The organism is Scytonema sp. UIC 10036, assembly GCF_009725235.1.
Genome location: NZ_WJFC01000024.1, coordinates 1 through 15,740 on the forward strand (window position 1 = coordinate 1; position 15,740 = coordinate 15,740).

The following is a 15,740-nucleotide window of genomic DNA, read 5'->3' on the forward strand; positions in this document are numbered from 1 at the left end:
TTTTTTTTTTTATTTTTGATTTTTGATTTTTGATTTTGGATTTTGGATTTTGTATTTTGGATTTTGGATTTTGGATTGGGGATTTTGGATTTTGGATTTTGGATTGGGGATTGGGGATTGGGGATTGGGAATTTTGCATATTTTAATAAAAATTATTAAGAAAACTTGACTTTTGTGAGTTTTGTAGGTGAATTTTTGACATAGAGACAGCCCATGGCACGTCTCTACAACTGTTTATGTTGCATCTTGTAACAACCTATTCCCCAATCTTCGCAAAACAGGGAAAAGTAGTAAACGAACTGTTCAAAATCATTGAGATTGTGAGGTTGAAACCATGCCGATGGCAAATCTTCTCTATCTGGCAGAAATCACTAGTATCTCAGATACTCAAGTGTACATCGCTCTTGTTGTGGCGCTGATTCCAGGAGTTCTGGCTTGGCGTTTAGTAACATCACTTTATAATTCGTAACCCTCTTGTAGAAGGTTATTAACCTGGCTTTACGAGTACGGTTTTTAGGCACTAGCGGCTTGGTGTCATCACGACTGAAAACTGTATCTGTAAAGCCAGGATTTTTTTACCAAAATCTCAGTGTACCAAGTTGAAAAAATGAAGTAATATGACAGCACATAAAATCGCAATAAGTGCAGCTGCGCTTTTTGTGGTGTAGGTTTACGATTATTTTTTTACTACCATGAATGCTTTTCAACCGTCTAGACCACCGCTGCAACCAATAGAAAAGCGTCGAGTTACTCCTCGCCCAAAGCGGCGTCTTCGTCAACGCTCGTATCAAGTGCTCGCTGTGGAAACTACAGTAAAAATAGGGGTGAATATTGTCATCTCAGCAGCAGCAATTTCTGCTCTAATTCAGCTTTTACCCTATCACTGGTCACAGCAAGAAAAGCTAAGAGCTATTCGCGTTGATGTGAACCAGCTCGAAGAACGGGTTGATGATTTGCAAGCTGAATTTAGTCGGAACTTTGACCCACGCCAAACTAAAACGATTATGCAAGAAGAGGGCTACCGATTTGACCCTTCTCAGCGTCAGGTCGTGTTCCCCAAAAACAGGACTGAAGTGGAACTATCAGAAGCAGATTAATTGGTAATTCAAAATTTTTTCAAACTATATATAAATAAAAAACCCCGATGTTATCGGGGTCTACGGTGCTTTAATCTATGCAGCGTATTCCAGTGTTGTTTGTATTGTCATTTGTGTAACAACCTTTCACACCATCCTAAAGAAATAAATCAAATTATGCGATCGCCTATACATATCTTTATGTCCCCATACAAAAACCCCGAATCTTTCGGGGTTATCGGTGTTTGCCAAAACAGGTTTCCTGTGACAGCTCTATTTTCCTTGACGAAGTAGCGATCGCACCCCCTCCAAAAGACATATATACATGACAAATGGCTAATGGCTAATGGCTAATTGCTAATTGCTAATTGCTAATTGCTAATGGCTAATGGCTAATGGCTAATGACAAATGACAAATGACCAATGACCAATGACCAATGACAAATTACTTATTTAAAAATTCTTCTAAAGAAGGGACATCTACCCAAGTTGACTTATTATTTGATTCGTGGGATAAGTCCATCAATAACTGAGAATAAATGCCTTCTTTCAAAGATGGAACTGTTTGCTGCTGGCGCTCAATCCCTTGAACCCATTGGTCTACAACTCTGATAAATGCAGAAATTCGACCATCTGCAAAGTTTTTTGGAAATAGCAATCGATTTGGTATTTCTACTTCAGCCAAAGGTTTACCCGGACTCGAAGCCCAAACGTGAAATCCGTGGATGTAATCTTTTTGATTTTCACTTCCCAACACTAAACTACCGCGATCCCCATAAACTTCTATCCAATGAGTGCGGTGTGCATGTACGACAGCACTAATAGAAACTTGACAAGGAGTTCCATCCGCCAATTCTAGGGTCAGCATACAGGTATCATCTGTTTCCACTGGCTTTAATTCTCCCGTTTTGGGGTATGGTCTTTGAGAAATGGCGGTACTGAAATGAGCGTTCAATCTGCGTACAGGACCAAATAACCAGTGAATATAATCAAAAGTATGGGAACCTAAGGAACCCAATGCACCGCCTCCTTGGTCTTTACGAGAATACCAATTCCAGGGACGTGTTGCATCCGAACGAGAAGAACCCAACCAATCTATTTTAATGAAACGCTTGGAACCAACTAAATCTTGAGACAAGAGTTCGGAAAACAATTGCCATCCCGGTACAAACCGAAATTCAAAATCGACAGAAGCAATAACACTTTTTTGTTTGGCTAACTCGTACAGTTCTTGAGCTTGGGCTGCGTTCATGGTGACGGGTTTTTCCAATAACAGGTGTTTCCCGGCTTGCAGCACGACTTTTGCCATTTCGTAATGCAAAAATGGCGGTGTGGAAATACTAACTGCTTGTACTTCAGGTAATCGAACAATCTCTTCTACCGTATTGCAGGCATGGGGAATATTGTAAGATTGCGCGATCGATGCAGCTTTCTCTAAATCTCGACTATAGACAGCAACTACTTCCGTGTGAGGATGAGCTTGAAATCCTGGTATGTGAACTTTTTGCCCAAATCCCGTGCCAACAACTGCAACGCCAATCACTGCTTGATTATTTCCTTTATTTCACAAATCAAATAGGATTGCTACAGTATAGCATCCAATACTTGTCGGTTAAGCCCAAAAATCCGAAAACACGTAGGTTGGGTTGAGGAACGAAACCCAACATTTATCAGCATTTGTTGGGTAACGCTACCGCTCTACCCAACCTACAATTTCCTTATCCAAAACCAAGAGACCACATGGTGAAGGATAAAAAAACACCAATACCTCATGGCAGATATCAACCTAGATCGGTGTTGAGACGAAAGCTCAAATTCTAGGTATTTGCGGATATCATTTAACCCAGTAAAAACTAGTAACAAGTACTAAATTCTCCCGTGTATTGGGGTATATCCTCCCCAGCTTCAACCATAGCTGAAGCATTTACCAAATCATTGATAGATTTGATGAAAATATTAATTGCGCCATTCCAGTCTCTTGAAATTTCATGGTTACAATTAGGACACTTAAATTTTTTATTTCCGCCTAATTTTTCATGAATGTGCCCACATTTTGAGCAAGTTTTGCTTGTGTATTCTTCTGTAACATCATGCACAACACAATCCCGCTTCAAGGCATGAAATTTGAGAGTCTGTTTAAACCTATAGTGCGACCACGTAAGCATATTTCTAGCTGTTTTAGAGTTTAGCTTACGTCTTTTCTTAACAATCATTTTAGATGTTTCAAAAGTTGGTAAGAAAATGTGCTTGTAGTTTTTAGTTAAGAAAACCGAAGCTTTATTATGAATCTCGTTAGTAAGATTTCTAATCCTAGTTCTTAACGCTTCTGATTGTCGTCTTAACTTCCACCTTAATCTTTTGTTTCTCCTTCCCTTAGATTTTGCTATTTGAGATTGTAGTTGGTCTAAGCGTTGACAAAGAATCGCTACTTGAGAGATTGAGCCATTTCCAATTTCTAAAATAGATTCCCCATCAAACCCAGTTAAAAAAGTTCTGACACCCGGATCGATTCCGATGCAATTTCTTTGCGAATTTTCTAGAGGGATGAATGGAATACTAAAACAAATAAACCATCTCCCCTTATCAAGCAAGATAGTAAATTCGGAAGGCATCTCTTCACATAGCGGTTCAACTGGATTAAGTTGTAAATCCTTGATAGCAACTGTTTCGCCGTTTATTATCGCTTTATTTGAAATGTAATGAGTGAATCCAATAATCTGTTTAGAGTTTCCCTTCCTATCATAAACTGCACCCCAGTATTTAGCCCCTATTCGCAAACTTTTTACAGGCTCCCGATACGATTTAAACCTTGGCGTTGGCTTATTTTTAGTTGCCGTTTTTGAAAAAGCAACCTTAGCATCAAATACTGCCTCCTCTCGTGGTGAGTAAGGACATTCCGCAACCCAATCAGGACTCAATTTAAGTATTAAGTCTCTTAATTGATATTTAGTAGGCTGCTTTTCATTCCTCAGAAAACAATCTCTTTGATAAGCAATTGCTGCATTGTAACACCAACGACAAGCTGCATACCATTTTCTGTAAATTATCCTTAAGTTAGCTTCCGGGTAAATCCGGATCTTCTTTGATTTTTTGTTTGTACTTTCTGAGTCCGTAGAGCTTGGAACTGAAGACGTGGATAATTGCCAAGATGTCTTCAACCTCTTCTCGTTCAGGAGACAAATCAATGCGGTTGAGAACCACGAGTTTTGTATTGTTGTGGATGCAGATGTAATCGATGAGTTCAATTCCGAATCTTGCAAGTCTATCTTTATAGCTGCATACAACTTGTTCGACATCTCCAGACAGAATTTGTCCCAAAAGGGTTTGTAGTCCTTTTCGCTTGTAGTTGAGTCCTGAACCGATTTCTTTGATGACCTCCCCTTTGGGAAAGAGGGATTGGAGATAATCTGCTTGTCTGTTGAGATCGTCTCGTTGTTTATGAGAACTGACTCTGCAATAAAGGATTGTTTTTCGTTGCTTGGTTGATTGAGGAGAGAGGACAGAGTCGATGTCGTACCTTCTATGTCCCGCAGGAGTTCTAATAGTGGTAATTCTTCCGGCTTTGTCCCAGTCTCTAAGCGTTTTTTCCGAGACTTGGAGGATTTGCATCGCTTCTCTCGGTGTGACATATCTGACCATAAAACGTGTGATTAATTGTTATTTCATAGTAACACACGTTTTAAGATATTTTCGGAAATATCTATAAATTAGTACTTAAATTGTCTACTAGTAATGACGGTGAACCCCAGGATTTCTTGAAAAATTAAACACATTATTAATATTTTGTCAATAGAATTAAGTCAAAAAAAAATGACAAATCTGTGTTTTGCAATGTGTAAATTTATAATTTTTCAATATAATTGATGGTAAGGATACGGTAAACTTATCGAAATACCGAAATTTAGGGATAGTTTCTAAACTGAGTTAACACTCATAAATAACAAGACCGGACTTTTGAAACTTTTGAGGTTAATATCATTGGACTCAAACATTTCCCCATTTTAACAGTACTCTCTATGAGTATTGCTGTGGCTTATTCCACAACTGTGGAATAAGTCAAAAGAGTTCCTTATGCAGCCTTTCTGCATCAATATCACTGATGGCTATTTTTCCCTAAGAGTATGAAAATATGAATTTTAATTTTTGTTGATAATTAATTTAATTCTAAAATGGTTCGGTTGCGAACGTTACACTTACTTTAAAAATGCAACTTTTTATACATACAAAAATAGTTAATCAAGTGAGAATGTTATCCAGTGTTCAATTAAAATATCAAGTTTTACCAAACTTACTCATGTTGCTTGCCTTGAGCATGACTGCTTGTAGTGGTACTAAAGAGAAGGAAAAACAGGTAAGTGTTGATGGTGGAGCTGTAGGATATCCTCTCCATCAAGCTGTTGCAGAAGAATTCAAAAAGGTTAAAGCCGATGCTCAGATTAGTATTGCTTCTAGCGGTACTGGTGGCGGTATGAGTAAGTTCTGTTCTGCTCAAATAGATATTGCTGGGGCATCACGTTCCATCAAAAAAGAAGAAATTGAAGCTTGTCGTAAGAAAGGAATTGAATTTGTCGAGTTGCCTATTGCGCTTGACGGAATAGCTGTCATAGCAAATCACAACAATAAATTTTTGAGATGTCTGTTGGCTAATGGCTAATGGCTAATGGCTAATGGCTAATGGTAAAATTGGCAATCTGTTTACTGATAATTGATATCAAATAGAAGAGACTGTCTAAATCCAAAATCCAAAATCCAAAATCCAAAATGGTATAACTATGCGGGGCGCAAACTATTTAAACGACGGTTACGATCGCTCAATTGAAAAACAATCAACTGACGACATTCAAGAAAAAATCATTGCAACAATTTTATTCTGTTGTGGGTTAGTTTCAATTCTCACTACTGTGGGAATTGTCGTCATTATCTTTCAAGTAGCGTTTGAATTTTTCCAAGAAGTATCCTTAGGTGAGTTCTTCTTAGATACAGAATGGACACCGCTATTTGCAGATAAACATTTTGGGGTATGGCCATTAATTAATGGGACTTTACTCACTACTGTCATTGCAATGGCTGTTGCAATTCCGTTGGGTTTATCTTCTGCTATTTATTTGAGTGAATATGCTCAACCAAAAGTAGCAGCCATTTTACGTCCTGCGGTAGAACTGCTAGCAGGGGTACCCACAGTAGTCTATGGTTACTTTGCTCTTTTATTTGTGACACCCTTTCTGCGGAGTTTTCTCCCATTAGAAATTTTTAACGCCTTAAGTGCTGGTTTAATGATGGGAGTTATGATCACCCCTACCGTTGGTTCTATTAGTTTAGACGCCATACAAGCCGTTCCTCGTGCTTTGCGGGAAGGAGCATACGCATTGGGACTTACAAAACTCGAATCCATATTTAGGATTCTCTTACCTGCTGCTCTTTCGGGGATTACCGCTTCAATTATTCTGGGAATTTCTCGTGCTGTGGGTGAAACAATGACGGTTGTGATTGCAGCAGGACAACAGCCAAAATTAACTGTTAACCTCTTTGAGTCAGTAGAAACTATGACAGCTTACATGGCTCAAATTTCTGGAGGAGACAGTCCTCGTGGGAGTTTGAATTACAAGACTTTATACGCTGTTGGAGCCGTTTTGTTTTTGCTAACGTTGGCTCTCAATATTGCCAGTAACTGGGTTACAAAACGCTTTAAGGAGAAATACGATTAACAACATGGCTAATTCAATTCATCCAGAGAATTTTCAACAAGGAGTAGACGAGTTTACCGACAACATAGACCATAGAGAAACAGTAGGGAAAGTCTTTGAAATCCTGTTTTTGCTTGGGTTACTCGTTGGTTTATTTGTCCTTGCTCTCCTGATTTTTGATATTTGTAGTGACGGATTAGGAAGATTCTTAACACCAAGTTTTATTACAGAAACACCTTCGAGGTTTCCCGATCGCGGTGGTATTCTTCCTGCAATTATCAGCAGTCTTTTGTTAGGTCTCATCGTAATTTTAGTTTCTGTACCTATAGGGGTAGGCTCAGCTTTATATCTCGAAGAATATGCACCAAAAACCTGGTGGACAGATATAATCGAGATTAATATTAGTAATCTAGCTGGTGTTCCTTCTATCGTTTACGGATTGCTAGGATTAGGCGTTTTCAATTATCTTTTAGGCTTTGGCCCCGCATTGATTTCAGGAGCGCTAACTTTATCTTTGCTATCTTTACCAGTTATTATTGTGACTTCTAGAGAAGCAATTCGTGCGGTTCCCGATTCTCTTAGAAATGCTTCTTATGGTTTGGGCGTCACAAAGTGGAAAACCATCAGCAATCATGTCATACCTTATGCTGTTCCAGGGATTCTAACGGGTGTGATTATTTCAGTCTCCCGTGCTATTGGTGATGCTGCATCTCTGATTGTAGTTGGAGCGGTAAGTTTCTTGACATTTAGCCCTGGTTTGTTCCAACGATTTATGGCATTGCCCATCCAAATTTACTCCTACATCACTCGTCCAGAGCCAGGTTTTTCTAACTCAGCAGCAGCAACCATTATTGCTTTAATGCTCGTGATTTTAATTCTCAACGGCGCAGCAATCTACATCCGACAAAAATACTCGCTACTGCGATGACATTGATAGGGCAATGAGGGATGGGCATTGGGGATTGGGCATCGTCTCAACCACCAACAACTAACCACCAACCACTAACAACTAACAACTAACAACTAACAACTAACAATTAAATCATGACCTACAACAACGCAAGAAACCGACCAAACAGCGCAACACAATCTCGACAAGATAACTTAGTTTTTGATGTCGAAGGTGTTAGAGTTTTCTACAGTGGATTTATGGCACTTCAGGAAGTTTATCTGAATATTCCTGAAAGGCAAATCATAGCCTTTATTGGTCCTTCTGGTTGCGGGAAAAGTACTTTGTTGCGTTGCTTTAACCGGATGAACGATTTGATCCCCGGTGCAGAGGTTAAGGGAAAACTTCATTACCGCAACAAAAATATTTACGACACAAATATTAACTCAGTAAAGTTACGCCGACAGGTAGGGATGGTTTTTCAAAGACCAAATCCTTTTCCTAAGTCCATATACGAAAATATTGCCTTTGCACCACGTACCAATGGTTATAAAGGCAATTTGGATGAACTGGTAGAGCAGTCGTTACGTCAAGCAGCTCTATGGGATGAAGTAAAAGACAAACTGAAATCTAAGGGGACAGCGTTATCTGGAGGACAACAGCAACGTCTTTGTATAGCACGAGCGATCGCAATGAAGCCCGATGTGCTGTTGATGGATGAACCCTGTTCTGCCTTAGATCCCATCTCTACACGTCAAGTTGAAGAACTTTGTCTTGAACTTAAGGAACAGTACACCATCATTATGGTGACTCACAATATGCAGCAAGCTTCACGAGTGGCTGACTGGACAGCTTTCTTCAATACCGAAGTCGATGAACACAACAAACGTAGAGGAAAATTAGTCGAGTTCAGTCCTACAGAGCAAATGTTTGATACTCCTGCAACTAAGGAAGCAGCAGAATACATTAGTGGGCGTTTCGGCTAAGTGCTCTCTCTCGTTCCCAGGCTCAGCCTCGCGCACTCCCTCGTTCCCAGGCTCAGCCTCGCGCACTCCCTCGTTCCCAGGCTCAGCCTGGGAATGCCTACTTGAGAGGCTCAGCCTTGCGCACTCCCTCGTTCCCAGGCTCAGCCTGGGAATGCCTACTTGAGAGGCTCAGCCTCGCGCAGTCAGTTGAATAGAAGCGTAGGGTGGGCAATGCTAGCCCTGTCAAGGTGACTCATAAAATTTTGATTCGTCGGCAATTTCTCATCTTTTTTCTCTGCGACCTCTGTGTCTCTGCGGTTTTAAAGTCATTTATTGAACCGCAGAGGCGCAGAGTACACAGAGGTAAGAGGTGAGAGCAACCAGTTAAGGTATATATTGGATGTGGAAGAAAACTTGAGCCAGATGATTTTATGTCTACTATCAGTCAACTCCTCAAGCCCCATATTATGGATTTAGGGGGCTTCAAGGCTCGGCGAAGCTTACCTCACGAACACCGCCAAATGGTTGGTCCATTTATTTTTTTCGACCATCTCGGTCCGGCAATTTTTCCACCGGGCAAAGGTGTAGACGTAAGACCACATCCGCATATCAATTTGGCAACTGTAACTTACTTATTTGAAGGAGTGTTGCTGCATCGCGATAGTTTAGGCAGCGTTCAAGAAATTCTTCCCGGTGCAGTTAACTGGATGACAGCAGGACGCGGAATTGTTCATTCAGAAAGATCCCCAAGCGATCGCGATCGAGAAGCGACTCTACACGCTATCCAAATCTGGGTAGTCCTTCCTCAAGAACATGAGGAAACTGAGCCTTGGTTTCGCCACTATCCGGCTGAGGATTTACCTGTTTGGAGTGAAAATGGAGTGACGATAACGCTGATTGCTGGACAAGCTTGCGATCGCTCCTCTCCAGTTGAAACTTTCTCCCCCATGTTTTATCTAGACGTATTGTTACAGCCTGAAACACGCTTTGTACTGCCCGATAACTACAGCGAAAGAGCAGTTTACAGCGTTACTGAAGGTCTAAGTATCAATGGCGAACCTTTAGAACAGCATAGATTAGCTGTTCTAGAATCTGGTGGTTCCATTGAGATTGCCTCAAGCACTCAAGCCCGTTGTATTGTCATTGGCGGTGAATCTGTAGGCAAGCGCTACAAGTGGTGGAACTTTGTTTCTAGCAGTCCCGAGCGAATTGAACAAGCAAAACGAGACTGGCAAGAAGGTCTCTTTGGCAAGGTTCCGGACGAAACAGAGTTTATTCCACTACCAGGAGAGATTTTGGAACCTGGTAAAGTTCAATCTGATGAGGTGCAACCGTTGAGTTAGTACTTGACCGCATAAGTTTTAAGGGGATACTTTGTTGAAATATAAGCTCTCAAGACCGATCGCTGAGTGTACCATGATAGTAATGGACAAACCTTTACAACATTAAGTAAAGATGGGACTACAAATCTCGATCTCTGACTCCATCTTACAAGCCCTTCGCCTACCTGAGCAGCGTATTGAGCAGGAATTGCGTAGGGAACTCGCCATTGCTCTTTATGCACAAGACATCCTCTCCTTTGGGAAAGCGCGAGAACTTGCGGAGACGGACAAATATGAATTTGGGCAGTTGCTCTCTCGTCGTGGAGTGTTTCGCCATTATGGTTTTGAAGAATTGGATGATGACTTAAACTATGCCCGTAGTGAGTAACACTTCACCAATTCTCAACCTGGCGATTGTAGGTCAGCTTGAACTCTTGCGTCGGCAATTCGGCGAAATTCTGATTCCCAATGCGGTATTGGAGGAATTGAAAGTTAATGAAGAACGACTTGGTTCTCAAGCAATTCGTGAAGCAATTTCATCTGGATGGATTCAAACTCAAGAGGTGAGCAATGAACCGCTTGCTCAACTACTGAAACAAACACTGGATCGAGGGGAAGCTGAGGCGATCGCCCTTGCCATTGAGCTTAAGGCGGATTGGACGCTTTTGGATGAGCGTGAAGGAAGGAAAGTTGCCAAATCTCTAGGGTTGAGTGTAACAGGAGTTTTGGGAGTTCTGCTTCGAGCTAAACAGACAGGTGAACTCAAATCATTACAGCCTGTTTTTAACGACTTGGTAAATAAAGCTGGATTTCGGATTTCACCAGAGTTATTGGCTCAAATTTCGATGCAGTGAGGTTTTTAGTATGGCGGGCTGTAATGTTTTCTGTTTTCTTGGGGGATTCTGACACCCCATCAGAACTATGGCGGTTCTCACTTGAATGAAGTACAGATTTATCTGCTTTCGTCCGCTACAGGCTGCGGTTCCATAACGTTTGTATGTATTGCACCCAATTGAAAACCACTGTAATACAGTTAAATACTAGGCGGGGATCGCCAAAAGCCTCCGAAAAAATCGAATTGTTTCCGCAAGGGTTCTCTCCAAGATTAAGCGACTGTTAGCACTCGTCCATGGAGGTAAAATGACTAAACTCTGCATGACTAACCACAAGCTTTGAAAATATCGATCTTGATGAAAATAAAGATTTGCCAAACACGCTAACTCTCGCTCTTTTGCTTCCTTGGAATCGGTTTCACGGGAAATCGCTTGAGCTTGCTGCAAGTACTCAATCGCTAGATCGGGTTGTTTCAAGCAACCATAGCAATAACAGAGATTAAACAGTATTCCTGCTTCTGTTGTTGGGTTTGCAATCGCACGACTTATTTCCAAAGCTTGCTGATAGTATTTCAGAGCATCTCGATATTGTTTTATGTCAGCATATACAGAACCTAAAGCTGTTAATGCCGATGCTTCTGTCGCTTTTGAAGACGTTTCGCGAGCGAAGTTGAGAGTTGCACTTAAGTACTCAATGGCAAGTTGAGGCTGCTTTATAAGATTGTAGGCATTGCCCAGATAGTATGAGGCTAAATATCTTTGACATTGGTTCCCAATTTGGGTGCTAATTGCTAATTGCTGCTGTAAGTATTCAATTGCTAACTTATATTTTCCTCTAGATAAATACGTCCCTCCCATCCATCCCAAAACCAGCGCGGACAGTTCTTCGTCATCAATCGATTGCGCGATCGCCAACGCTTGCTGGCAATATTTGATTCCACGACGATAATTTCCTCTCAAGATAGCATAAGCACCCAGTCCACCTAGCGCTTGTCCTTCCTCTTTGCTAGCTTTGATTTCACAAGCAACAGTTAACTGCTTTTGAAGGCAATTCAGTACAGTCTGATGCTGTCCTAATGAGGAATAAACACCAACCAATCCACCTAGCGCTTGTGCTTCTGCTTGTCGGTTACCAATTTCCTTTGCAAGTTCTAACTGTTGCTTGTAGTAGCTCATTGCCTGCGGGACTCGATCTAAGTAAGCATAAGCACGACCCAAACCTTGCAAGCAAAAACAGTCTACCTCAGAATCTAGCTTACCGAGAAGACGACTAAAAAGTTCAATTTGTTCTGAGTAATAACCCCAACTCCTGAGTTGCTCGTACAATTGTTTAGCATCAGCAGTCTTTGTTGGTGTAAAGAGGATTTGGTAAGCGGATCGCCAAGCAGAGATTTCACACAAATGATGGAACGCTTCTAGATAACCGCGTACTTGTTCTAAGCGAGAAGTCTCAGGTTCTGGGTTATAGACATTTAACCAATAGAAAGCGGCTTTAAGGTGAGATACCTCTAAAGCGTTTAATTTTCTAAGAACTGGTATTGATGAGCTTTGGGTTGTTTGGGGAAATTCCATCCGCTCAACTTGAGTGTTTGGTGACGCGAGCCGTAATTCACCCTTTGGATCGCAGCAAATATGCAAAATTTCTGATGGGGAAAGCTTCTGTAATTCTACTGGTTTACCAAACTCATGGCTCACAATGGTAACACCTCTACTTCTAACTGAGCTAAGCGATCTAATGCCACTCGGCGAATGAGGCTGTGCGGTCGATACAAAACTTTACGCTCGGTATATTCCTCTTCCAAGAGAAATCGGCGCTGAAGTGATTGAAAGGCAGAGGCTTGGGCTTCATGAGAATGTTCGGCGATCGCGAGCAACCAAGCAGAACGCTCAACAGCGCGTCTATACACGGCTCCCTGGCAAAGCATCAAACAAGCTAATGGTTCTGCTTTATACAAACGGGTAAAAGTACGGTCTATCCGTTTTTTGACTAAATCTGTTAAGCCGATACTGTAGCGATCGATCCGAGGTTTATCTTCCCTTGATTTTTCTTCTGAAGTACCTTTCATGCGTTCTACAGCCGTAATTTCATCACCGTAATCGTACCAGTATGCTTGAACATCTCCATTATAGGGTGGCATACGGATTTCACCAGCAATGACTCGTAAAGCTAAAGGATGTCCTTCGTAAACGCGAATAATTCGCTTGAGATTTTCTAAATCTACTTCTCCACGGATACGCACATCCCAACTCTCAAACAATTCAAGAGCTTCTGTTTCTTCCAACCCTTTGAGTCTTTCTATATGTACTCGTGATGGGTATCGTCCTTCTGCGATCGTTGGGGGCAAATCTTGAGAAGTCAAAACGATCCGACTGGGCATTTGTTCGGCTTTAACAATTTGCTCGAAGAATTTTGTAAAAATTGGCTCGCTAAATTGATGACTTCCTTCGCCATCTGATTCTAAAATTTCCTCAACCATATCTAAAATTACCAGACAGGGTTGCGATCGCAACTTATTGACTACAGCCTGCACCAACAAATCGGGTTCCTTTTGTAGCTTTTCTTCTTGTGCTATACTTTCTCCCAAAAGTTGACGTGCTACTTCTAAAAAATTAGATAACGTGCGATCCACGCTAACAGTATATAGTTCTTGAAACCTTATAGCTACTGAGGATTCTAAAGTCAGACGCATTGCAAGAGATGTTTTTCCAATACCAGTTATCCCAACAATTGATAAAACTCGACAGTCTTCTTGCAACTGATGTTCTAGCTTAGCAACCAACGCCGTGCGTCCTACCCACAGAATTGTATCAAGACGAATCTGGGGAGTTATTGAAGATAAGGGATTAGGGATTGGGGATTGGAACTCACCAGGTAGAAGTTTCTGACAATTTTCCAACCCCTGTTCCATCCATTCATCAAAGGAACAATCGAGCAACAGCTGACATAACCCGTTCACTAACCAATGTTCGCAGGAGTCCCGTTCCTCATTAGCGAAAAAACTTCTGAGTGTTTGATGTCGAGGAGGATCTGGATCGTTAAGATGCCTTCCCCAAGCGACACCAAATTCTCCCCAAGCAATCTGTCCTCGTACCTTGAATTGTTCGTGAAACTTGTCACGCAGCTTGTGTTTTAACTCTAAAGGTACTTGTTTTAGGCTGTTATCTCTGTAAGGTCGGTTAAGTAGTAACTGACAAACACCATTAATTATCCAGTAAACACAAGTGCTTTGGGTGTGCGAGTACAAAATGTTCTCGATGTCAGCTTCTGAAGGAGATTTGCTCAGAGTATCCGCCTGCTGATTCCACTTCAGCAAAAAATCTTCTGTTGACTTGAACTGTTGCTGAAATGCCGACTTTAGCTTTCGCCGCAAAGATGGGGTCACAGAAACCAAGCGATCGTTCATAGTGATTTTCCGGCAAATTCTAACCCTAGTTTACCTTTGAGATTATTACCAAGCTGTTTTTCAATTGATCTCAAATTGAGCTCAAATAACGCACAAGTAATATTCTAACGGGCTTAGATCGAGAATATATTGCCTGCACGTATGTATTACCAAGAGGAGTGTGTAAATTGAAGAGAATACCACTACTAAGTTTTAGTGCTTGCCTAGCAATTCTAGGTGCCAGTTTATTAAGTAACACGCAATATACACCAGCTGAGCCAGCACCTATTTTTACACCCATCTTAAACGATATTCGTAACCAGCTACCCCAAGGTACAGAAATGCGTTTGCCATCTACACTTCCTACCTTAAATTGGTCACTCATTTCAAAAGCATTCTCCGAGCTTCCTGTCGATGGCAAAATTTATCCCTATGTTGGTTCTACTAAAGAAGCCATTGAAGTTCGTTTAGCGTTAACACCAAACTGTGGTTCTTCTCCTAAACCTAATGAATGTACGATTGGAGGTCTTAGTGTGTTTAAAAGTCGCAAGCCGAAATATTGGCCTCCAAAAGGGGAGAATATAACACCAGTAGATTTGGGTAATGGGATTCGTGGCTTTTACCTCACTAGAGGTAGCGGGCATAATACTCTTAGGTATGTTTTCTGGGAACAAAATGGATTGCAATTTGCATTAGGAACTGCTGCTTTTGTAATGTCCCAACAAGAATTAATAGATACCGCTATTTCAGCAGCTAATGAACCTCCTATTACAAGTGCAAATTAATGTAGAGTTCCCAGTACAAAACACTTTCAGTTACCCTGTCTAATTGCGGAGTATGCGATCGCTCTCAAGCAAGACGTTGCAATGAGGTAGGCGATCGCACTAGAGTCAAAACGCCCACTGACAAAGGAGTAGAAGTGCTAATTAGTGGTCATCGCATTGCTGTAGCTCGGCAATACGTTAAACTTATTCACCGTTCTGATGGCTATGAATACAGTTTTGCTACGATTGACCAAAATTTACTTCGTTTTAGCGCTATTTGATAATATGACATTAAAATTCCACCGGGTAATAGGTTAGAAACGCTAAAAGGCGAACGTAAGGGTCAGCATAGTATTCGGATTAATGACCAATATCGAATTTGTTTTATATGGACACTTGAAGGCGCATCCGAAGTTGAAATAGTCGATTATCATTAGGAGATAAAAATTAATGAAAGTTCCCAAGTATAGACCTCCATCCCATCCTGGTGAAATATTACTTAAAGATTTTCTCGAGCCAATGGGCATAACCCAGCGACAGCTAGCAGATGCGCTTCACGTTCCCTATCAACGAATCAATGAGTTGATAAATCAGAAGCGTGGTATTACACCGAGTACCGCGCTACGGTTGTCCAAGTTTTTTGGAAATAGTTCTAGTTTTTGGTTAAATCTCCAGCAAAATTGGGAAATATACCACGTTCTCCAAGAAGAAGAAGAGGAATTAAAAGCTATTTCGCAATTTAAAGCGGTTTAATTTTAAGTTAGAAGTCATTTATATAGTAAATCTTAAATCGCCAAATGTATTGTGTGGTTTGGGTAAAACGA

18 protein-coding genes are annotated in these 15,740 nt (G+C 41.1%); 13 read left to right on the plus strand and 5 right to left on the minus strand.

Annotation, left to right across the window (positions count from 1 at the left end; all coding sequences use genetic code 11):
* Positions 1-376 precede the first annotated feature (376 nt).
* On the plus strand, positions 377-469 hold the full coding sequence (gene psaM, locus F7734_RS13465; RefSeq protein WP_347566191.1) for a photosystem I reaction center subunit XII: 93 nt from the start codon (positions 377-379) through the stop codon (positions 467-469).
* 223 nt (positions 470-692) lie between these two features.
* Positions 693-1,097, plus strand: coding sequence for a hypothetical protein (locus F7734_RS13470; RefSeq protein WP_155745209.1), 405 nt, complete (start codon positions 693-695; stop codon positions 1,095-1,097).
* Positions 1,098-1,521: 424 nt separating this feature from the next.
* Here F7734_RS13470 and F7734_RS13475 read toward each other — a convergent pair whose 3' ends face one another.
* From F7734_RS13475 to F7734_RS13485, 3 genes are all read right to left on the minus strand, one after another.
* Entirely contained in the window at positions 1,522-2,619 is a 1,098-nt protein-coding gene (locus F7734_RS13475) for a Gfo/Idh/MocA family oxidoreductase (protein ID WP_166481887.1), read from the minus strand.
* A 310-nt stretch (positions 2,620-2,929) separates the two neighbouring features.
* Entirely contained in the window at positions 2,930-4,153 is a 1,224-nt protein-coding gene (locus tag F7734_RS13480; protein ID WP_166481891.1) for an RNA-guided endonuclease TnpB family protein, read from the minus strand.
* On the minus strand, positions 4,131-4,715 hold the full coding sequence (locus F7734_RS13485) for an IS607 family transposase (protein WP_155745210.1): 585 nt from the start codon (positions 4,713-4,715) through the stop codon (positions 4,131-4,133). Before F7734_RS13485 ends, F7734_RS13480 begins: the two co-directional genes overlap by 23 nt.
* A 565-nt stretch (positions 4,716-5,280) precedes the next feature.
* Between F7734_RS13485 and F7734_RS13490 the strand changes: the two genes are divergently transcribed.
* The 7 genes from F7734_RS13490 (at position 5,281) to F7734_RS13520 (ending at position 10,790) form a co-directional block, all read left to right on the plus strand.
* Positions 5,281-5,730 carry a substrate-binding domain-containing protein gene (locus tag F7734_RS13490; RefSeq protein WP_243146863.1) on the plus strand — a complete coding sequence of 150 codons (450 nt, stop codon included), beginning with the start codon at positions 5,281-5,283 and terminating at the stop codon, positions 5,728-5,730.
* 118 nt (positions 5,731-5,848) lie between these two features.
* On the plus strand, positions 5,849-6,781 hold the full coding sequence (gene pstC / locus F7734_RS13495) for a phosphate ABC transporter permease subunit PstC (protein WP_155745211.1): 933 nt from the start codon (positions 5,849-5,851) through the stop codon (positions 6,779-6,781).
* Between the two features lie 4 nt (positions 6,782-6,785).
* Positions 6,786-7,688 (plus strand): phosphate ABC transporter permease PstA, encoded by a 903-nt coding sequence (gene pstA / locus F7734_RS13500; RefSeq protein WP_155745212.1) that lies wholly within the window; start codon positions 6,786-6,788, stop codon positions 7,686-7,688.
* A 116-nt stretch (positions 7,689-7,804) separates the two neighbouring features.
* Positions 7,805-8,635, plus strand: a complete 831-nt coding sequence (gene pstB / locus F7734_RS13505) for a phosphate ABC transporter ATP-binding protein PstB (RefSeq protein WP_155745213.1) — start codon at positions 7,805-7,807, stop codon at positions 8,633-8,635.
* Between the two features lie 410 nt (positions 8,636-9,045).
* Positions 9,046-9,957 (plus strand): pirin family protein, encoded by a 912-nt coding sequence (locus F7734_RS13510; protein WP_155745214.1) that lies wholly within the window; start codon positions 9,046-9,048, stop codon positions 9,955-9,957.
* Between the two features lie 112 nt (positions 9,958-10,069).
* Entirely contained in the window at positions 10,070-10,324 is a 255-nt protein-coding gene (locus F7734_RS13515) for a UPF0175 family protein (protein ID WP_155745215.1), read from the plus strand.
* Positions 10,308-10,790, plus strand: coding sequence for a DUF3368 domain-containing protein (locus F7734_RS13520; protein ID WP_155745216.1), 483 nt, complete (start codon positions 10,308-10,310; stop codon positions 10,788-10,790). The genes F7734_RS13515 and F7734_RS13520 overlap by 17 nt, the downstream gene beginning before the upstream one ends.
* 186 nt (positions 10,791-10,976) lie before the next feature.
* Here F7734_RS13520 and F7734_RS13525 read toward each other — a convergent pair whose 3' ends face one another.
* Complete coding sequence (locus tag F7734_RS13525; RefSeq protein WP_155745217.1) at positions 10,977-12,464, minus strand: tetratricopeptide repeat protein; 1,488 nt, start codon at positions 12,462-12,464, stop codon at positions 10,977-10,979.
* Positions 12,461-14,173 carry an ATP-binding protein gene (locus tag F7734_RS13530; RefSeq protein WP_155745218.1) on the minus strand — a complete coding sequence of 571 codons (1,713 nt, stop codon included), beginning with the start codon at positions 14,171-14,173 and terminating at the stop codon, positions 12,461-12,463. The genes F7734_RS13525 and F7734_RS13530 overlap by 4 nt, the downstream gene beginning before the upstream one ends.
* A gap of 167 nt (positions 14,174-14,340) precedes the next feature.
* Between F7734_RS13530 and F7734_RS13535 the strand changes: the two genes are divergently transcribed.
* From F7734_RS13535 to F7734_RS13550, 4 genes are all read left to right on the plus strand, one after another.
* Positions 14,341-14,937 (plus strand): hypothetical protein, encoded by a 597-nt coding sequence (locus F7734_RS13535; RefSeq protein WP_155745219.1) that lies wholly within the window; start codon positions 14,341-14,343, stop codon positions 14,935-14,937.
* Between the two features lie 134 nt (positions 14,938-15,071).
* A complete protein-coding gene (locus F7734_RS65250) occupies positions 15,072-15,197 on the plus strand; it encodes a hypothetical protein (RefSeq protein WP_279239709.1) in 126 nt (41 codons plus the stop codon).
* 15 nt (positions 15,198-15,212) lie between these two features.
* On the plus strand, positions 15,213-15,353 hold the full coding sequence (locus F7734_RS13545) for a type II toxin-antitoxin system RelE/ParE family toxin (RefSeq protein WP_347566192.1): 141 nt from the start codon (positions 15,213-15,215) through the stop codon (positions 15,351-15,353).
* Between the two features lie 13 nt (positions 15,354-15,366).
* Positions 15,367-15,669 (plus strand): HigA family addiction module antitoxin, encoded by a 303-nt coding sequence (locus F7734_RS13550; RefSeq protein WP_155745220.1) that lies wholly within the window; start codon positions 15,367-15,369, stop codon positions 15,667-15,669.
* Positions 15,670-15,740: the final 71 nt, after the last annotated feature.

Coding starts and splice junctions, on each gene's coding strand:
- F7734_RS13510 (WP_155745214.1), top strand. CDS start 9,046: ATGTCTACTATCAGTCAACTCCTCAAGCCCCATATTATGGATTTAGGG.
- F7734_RS13520 (WP_155745216.1), top strand. CDS start 10,308: ATGCCCGTAGTGAGTAACACTTCACCAATTCTCAACCTGGCGATTGTA.
- F7734_RS13490 (WP_243146863.1), top strand. CDS start 5,281: ATGCAACTTTTTATACATACAAAAATAGTTAATCAAGTGAGAATGTTA.
- F7734_RS13485 (WP_155745210.1), bottom strand. CDS start 4,715: ATGGTCAGATATGTCACACCGAGAGAAGCGATGCAAATCCTCCAAGTC.
- F7734_RS13470 (WP_155745209.1), top strand. CDS start 693: ATGAATGCTTTTCAACCGTCTAGACCACCGCTGCAACCAATAGAAAAG.
- pstB (WP_155745213.1), top strand. CDS start 7,805: ATGACCTACAACAACGCAAGAAACCGACCAAACAGCGCAACACAATCT.
- F7734_RS13550 (WP_155745220.1), top strand. CDS start 15,367: ATGAAAGTTCCCAAGTATAGACCTCCATCCCATCCTGGTGAAATATTA.
- F7734_RS13515 (WP_155745215.1), top strand. CDS start 10,070: ATGGGACTACAAATCTCGATCTCTGACTCCATCTTACAAGCCCTTCGC.
- pstC (WP_155745211.1), top strand. CDS start 5,849: ATGCGGGGCGCAAACTATTTAAACGACGGTTACGATCGCTCAATTGAA.
- pstA (WP_155745212.1), top strand. CDS start 6,786: ATGGCTAATTCAATTCATCCAGAGAATTTTCAACAAGGAGTAGACGAG.
- F7734_RS13530 (WP_155745218.1), bottom strand. CDS start 14,173: ATGAACGATCGCTTGGTTTCTGTGACCCCATCTTTGCGGCGAAAGCTA.